General features: G+C 35.3%; 4 protein-coding genes and 3 pseudogenes. 6 read left to right on the forward strand and 1 reads right to left on the reverse strand.

Translation table 11 applies throughout. The annotated features are described in order from the left end of the window. Window positions 1-80 precede the first annotated feature (80 nt). The gene (locus F988_RS11420; protein ID WP_010589592.1) at window positions 81-296 is read right to left on the reverse strand and encodes a glycosyltransferase family 25 protein; all 216 of its coding nucleotides are present in this window, start codon (window positions 294-296) and stop codon (window positions 81-83) included. 219 nt (window positions 297-515) lie between these two features. Here F988_RS11420 and F988_RS11425 point away from each other — a divergent pair, with 219 nt between their 5' ends. The 6 genes and pseudogenes from F988_RS11425 to F988_RS15125 form a co-directional block, all read left to right on the forward strand. Beyond that, a complete protein-coding gene (locus F988_RS11425; protein WP_004683144.1) occupies window positions 516-1,478 on the forward strand; it encodes a glycosyltransferase family protein in 963 nt (320 codons plus the stop codon). A 187-nt stretch (window positions 1,479-1,665) separates the two neighbouring features. Beyond that, window positions 1,666-2,094 (forward strand): annotated as a pseudogene (locus F988_RS11430) (lipopolysaccharide biosynthesis protein); the annotation flags it as partial. A gap of 88 nt (window positions 2,095-2,182) precedes the next feature. After that, window positions 2,183-3,312, forward strand: a protein-coding gene (locus F988_RS14790; protein WP_154647842.1) for an IS3 family transposase whose coding sequence is annotated in 2 segments (ribosomal slippage) — window positions 2,183-2,435 and window positions 2,435-3,312 — 1,131 coding nt in all. Because the reading frame shifts where the segments join, the coding sequence is not laid out codon by codon here. A gap of 70 nt (window positions 3,313-3,382) precedes the next feature. After that, window positions 3,383-3,844: pseudogene (locus F988_RS11445) on the forward strand (lipopolysaccharide biosynthesis protein); the annotation flags it as partial. A gap of 58 nt (window positions 3,845-3,902) precedes the next feature. Next, window positions 3,903-5,426 (forward strand): acyltransferase family protein, encoded by a 1,524-nt coding sequence (locus tag F988_RS11450; protein WP_004683152.1) that lies wholly within the window; start codon window positions 3,903-3,905, stop codon window positions 5,424-5,426. Window positions 5,427-5,486: 60 nt separating this feature from the next. Continuing rightward, window positions 5,487-5,607: pseudogene (locus tag F988_RS15125) on the forward strand (IS3 family transposase); the annotation flags it as partial.

Below are 5,607 nucleotides of genomic sequence, written 5' to 3' on the forward strand. Positions count from 1 at the left end.
AAATGAGTTTTACTATGATCAGCTACCCCAACAAAACAAGGTGGCTTAACTAGAGCGGAATATCACTTATAAATACGCTTTTAGTTGTTCAAACAAGTGGGACCACCTCTAGCCACTTCACTTTTAGCAAGATCTGTTTTTGTTATATCAAGTCCTAAAACATTTGCAATCTGCTCCATCGTGGCAGGCGTGACAGCATCAAAGAAACAAAAATCTATCGCCTGTTTCTGAAAAATCGATAAAATATGATCGCGACGCTGATCCGCATAAGTAAGGCTGATCACATAATTCTTCATAGTATAATCTTCACTAGCAACAACGTGCCACAATGCATTAAGATATTAAAATCTAAGTATTATTCATATTCTATCTTGTAAATACAACAACAAAGTAAAACACATTTGTACCAATATCGAAATCCTGCGTTGATTTGTTCACAATACACATCAATGCTAGTCATGTTGAAAAGATAGACTTACAATGTTAGTTTTTAATTTATCATGCAGTTCTTTTAGATGTTATCTTCTACTTACTGCATTGATTTTATAAATAATGAAGTGATTGCAGATATGAACAATGAAGTAATTAAAGTATTTGTGGGTTGTGATCCCAACAACTGTGATTTAGAACAAATGATGGTTTTAGATTACAGCATTCGAAAACACACCCAACACCCTGTTGAAATTGTTTGGATGCAATTAAGCCATGACCCTAAAAGTCCATGGTACAGTAATCAAGAAACTCGAGAAGGTTGGCATACAGAAAAATGGGCAACTCCATTCTCAGGTTTCCGTTGGGCAATCCCTGAGTCATGCAACTTTCAAGGTCGTGCCATCTATATGGATGCGGATGTCGTTGTTTTATGTGATATTGCTGAGCTATGGTCACATCCACTGAGTAATGATGCGATCGTGATCGCAAAGGGTGGAAAGAGTACTGCTCGTTTATGCACCTGTGTATGGGACTGTGAAAAAGCAAAACAACATTTGCCTACATTAAAAGAACTACAAGCAGATCCTGAGGGACATAAAAAACTGATGCAGCTCATCAAAGAAAAGCCTGAACTTGTTCAACCTTATCAAGATTCATACAACAATATTGATGGTGAAGGTCTTCCAATTGAGCAAATTAAAATTTTGCATTACTCTGATATGGGTACACAGTTTAGTCATAAATATGCCTTACCGCGCCTTGAAGCATCTGGGCAAAAGCATTGGTTTGATGGGAAAATCATGCCGCACCCACGTGAAGACCTTGTCGCATTATTTGATCAATACTACCAAGAAGCTCTTGAAAATGGGTATCGCCCTGAAAACTATACGATCACTCCTTTCGGTAATTTTTCAAAAGCAACACAGGTCAACTATCATGGCAACAAAGTAACCCGTCCAGATGCAGAGGCGAACTGGTTTAATCGCTCAGTTCAATCGCTTAAGTCTGTATTTAAAGGAAAAAAGAAATTTTCTTTAGATGATTAATGCTTTCGCAGCTACAATAACACTACTTCTTTTAAACAATATACGATGGGGGAGGTAGTGTTAAAATATTCAATACAGATTCACTCTCCCACAATCGCGCTAATAATAAAAAATATCATATAATTAAGAGATTAATTTTAGTCTATCCTCCATCCTATGGTGGTAAACTTATACCTGAGTAAACTCGATGCAACAGATTTTCAATCGTATTACACAAAATATTTTCAAGTTCCTTTATAAGTCTTTCCATTCCAAAGCATATAAACATAATCGCCGCTATTGGCCATACTACAAGACTGTTCGCAATAGCGAAGGCGACTTAGAGCAATTATTTTTTAATAAAAAATTAATTGCCGATCATACAAAACCATTTAAAAGTCAAAAAAATACCTGTGTATTGGTTGCAACTGGGCCTTCTGTCAAAGATATAGATCAACGTTTTCTGACCAATCCTGACTATGACTATATTGGTGTGAATGGTGCTATTTCACTAGATCACATTCACTTTAAATATTACGTAATTATTGATTTTAATTTTACGACTAAGCGTTTCGATCTAATATTAAAAGTTCTTAACAGTGATTGTATATTTTTCACAACGCCTCGTTGTTTAGACTGATGTGGGTCTAGGATTTTAGACCACGTCTATAAGTGATAATCTACTCCCCAATAAGCATGGGAAATGCTTGTTTTAGGAGTCAACCATGACACGAAGAAAACGTCGTAATCATTCAGCAGAGTTTAAAGTTAAAGTTGCTCTCGCAGCAATTAAAGGCGACCACACACTCGCTGAACTTTCTACTCAATTCGATTTACATCAAAACCAAATCATCGATTGGAAAAATCAACTGCTTGAGCAATCAATCAATATTTTTTCACGACCAACAGCACAACAAGAACCTGAGATTGACCTCAAAGCTCTACATGCCAAGATAGGACATCAGGCATTGCAAATTGATTTTTTAGAAAGTGCGCTCAGAAAAATAGGGCAGCTGAGCGGCAAAAAATGATCGATAAGACCCATCAACTTTCGGTACGACAACAATCGCAATTGATTCAAATCAATCGCAGTACGTTGTATTACAAGCCCAAAGAGATTTCATCAACTGATTTGAGTTTGATGCGTCTGATCGATGAAATTCATCTCGACTACCCATTTATGGGCAGTCGAATGATACGAGATATGCTACAGCGTCAAGGGAATCAAATAGGTCGGCGTAAAGTCCGACGTTTAATGCGCTTGATGGGAATACATGCCTTGTATCCAAAACCCAATACCAGTAAGCCTAATCTTGCACACCGTATTTTCCCATATCTGTTGAAAAACATGGTCATCGATCACTCTAATCAAGTCTGGTGTACAGATATCACATACATTCCTATGGCTAAAGGCTTTGTCTATTTGTGTGCAATTATAGATTGGCATAGTCGTAAAGTACTGGCTCATCGTGTATCGATCAGTATGGAAACAGACTTTTGCATAGATGCGTTGCAAGAAGCAATTGTGAAATATGGTTGTCCTGAGGTGTTTAATACAGACCAAGGCAGTCAATTCACAAGCGAGGCATTTTTGAATGAGTTAAAATTGCGAAATATCCGTATCAGTATGGATGGGAAAGGACGATGGATGGATAATGTGATGATTGAGCGGTTATGGCGCAGCTTGAAGCATGAGGAAGTCTATTTGAAGGCTTACGATACGGTTAAACAAGCGAAACAATCAATTGCTGAATATTTGGATTTTTATAACATGATACGTCCTCATTCAAGTTTGAATAAGGCAACACCAAATGAATTTTATGATCAACATTTACTAAAAGTAATGGCAGCATGATTTAAATATTTAGAGCGGATTTATCACTTATAAAACTGAATTGAGTGGTCTAATTAACGGAACCACATCAGACATCATTTTAAAAAGAATTGACCCAAGTCAAATTAAGTGCGAAATCAAAATCATCGAGACTATTTTCCAAGATAAAACTGTTGAACCATTCATGGGTAAAAAGCACAAACTAGATTTAGAAAAACCTTATTTTCACTTATATGGCGAATTTGGCTTTTCAACGAATATATTCAATGCAGTATTTGATTATTTAACTGTCCCATATGTGGCATTACAAGTCGCATATGCAATTGGTTTTAAAGAAATTTATATCGCTGGATTAGATATGAATAATTTTTCTCAGCCACGTTTTTATGAGAGTATAGAAAACAAACAGCCAACAATGTTAGATCAATACCTACATTTAATTTTTCCCGCTTTTGATGCTGCGGCTGAATTCTTTATAGAGCACCAAGTTCAGGTTTATAATCTTTCCCCCACAAGTGCCATAGAATCTTTTAAAAAAATCAATACAATCTAATTATCCAGTCATTATGAAATAAATCATACAATTACTCTTTTTTTAGAAAACTTATTGCATGAGCATCAATACTTTTAGGAATGATATTAATGGATTAAGAGCTTATGCTGTAATTTTAGTTGTACTTTTCCATTTCCAAATATTTGGGTTTTCGGCTGGTTATCTTGGCGTTGATATTTTTTTCGTCATTTCAGGTTATCTGATGACAAAAATTATCATTGAAAAACTGTTTAAGCAGCAGCTTTCTTTTACAGATTTTTATCTCGCTCGAATTGTACGAATATTTCCAGCACTTTTATTCCTTATTGTATTTCTTACCATACTGGGTTGGTTTATTTTTATTCCAGAAGACTTTAAGAATTTTGCTAAAGATGCACGATACAGTCTGACTTTTCTATCAAACGATCTTTATTATCGCCAAGCTGGTGATTATTTTGCTGCCGATACACATGATAAAGCCCTACTTCACACTTGGTCTCTTTCGGTTGAATGGCAGTTTTATCTTTTATTTCCTCTCTTGCTCTTTATTTATGCAAAATTTGATAAAAAATTAAAATATATTGGTATTTTTTTAAGTCTTATACTTATTGCTTCCCTATCATTTTCAACATTAATGACAGCTAAAGATACCATGTATGGGTTCTTTAAGCTGACAACGCGTACGTGGGAACTAGTTGCTGGAGGTTTGGTATATTACTACTTTAATAATAAACAACTCACTGCCCCACTACAAAAACTCAGTGAAGGTTTGGGTTTTACCTTTATTCTTCTTAGTCTAGTTTTATACGATCAGAATACACCTTGGCCAAGCTTTTTAGCCTTATTACCAGTGATGGGTACAATGCTCATCTTAATTGCTAATCGTCAAAATTCAATTTTCACTCAAGCAAAATTCATCCAAAACATTGGTAGTGCATCGTATTCTATTTATTTATGGCACTGGCCTGTATTTTTCTTATTGAATTATTTTTTTATTAAATTAAATTTTATTAGCTTAAGTCTCTCCCTCGGACTCTCTTTACTCTTGGGGTGGTTAAGTTATAAATACATCGAAGGTAGTCGAAAATCCCTACAAAAGCTCAAAAAAGGGCATATATATTTATTGTTTATTTCCACCCTACTCTTACTTTATCCAATCTATAAACATATAGAAGAAAATGGTCTTGCAAGTCGAGAAAAATCTAACACTCCCTCTAATCTAGACAAAATGCAAATGCCAAGTGTTGAAAATGGGTGGTGTTTTTATAATATTAAAGATAACCATAATCTCAAAGTAGGCTCACAAGGATTTGAATGCTCAATTGCTTCAGAACAGAAAAATGCAAAATCGGCACTGTTATTTGGAGATTCATTTGCAGGTCACAATAGCCCGTTTTGGGATCAGATTGGAAAGAAGCTGAACTTAAATATACAAGCCATTACGACAAACTGGTGTTATCCAAGTCTTAATAAAGAGTTTACAGGGAACAAACAATCTACAGCGTATCAACAGTGCTTATTAAATCGTGAGTATTTATCTAAACATATAGATCAATACGATGTGTTGATATTCGCAGGCCGTTGGTCAGAGATGGATCCGTAAATTTGAACAACTCCTATAAGTGATATTCTGCTCCTCAAATGATGTTATAAACATCAATATATGGAGTATTTTATGGCACGTAGACCAAGAAGAAATCATTCAAATGATTTTAAAGCTAAGGTAGCACTTGCTGCGATTAAAGCAGAAAAAACACTTGCTGAATTGAGTGCTGAATTTGATG

The organism is Acinetobacter parvus DSM 16617 = CIP 108168 (genome assembly GCF_000368025.1).
GTDB classification, from domain to species: Bacteria; Pseudomonadota; Gammaproteobacteria; order Pseudomonadales; family Moraxellaceae; genus Acinetobacter; species Acinetobacter parvus.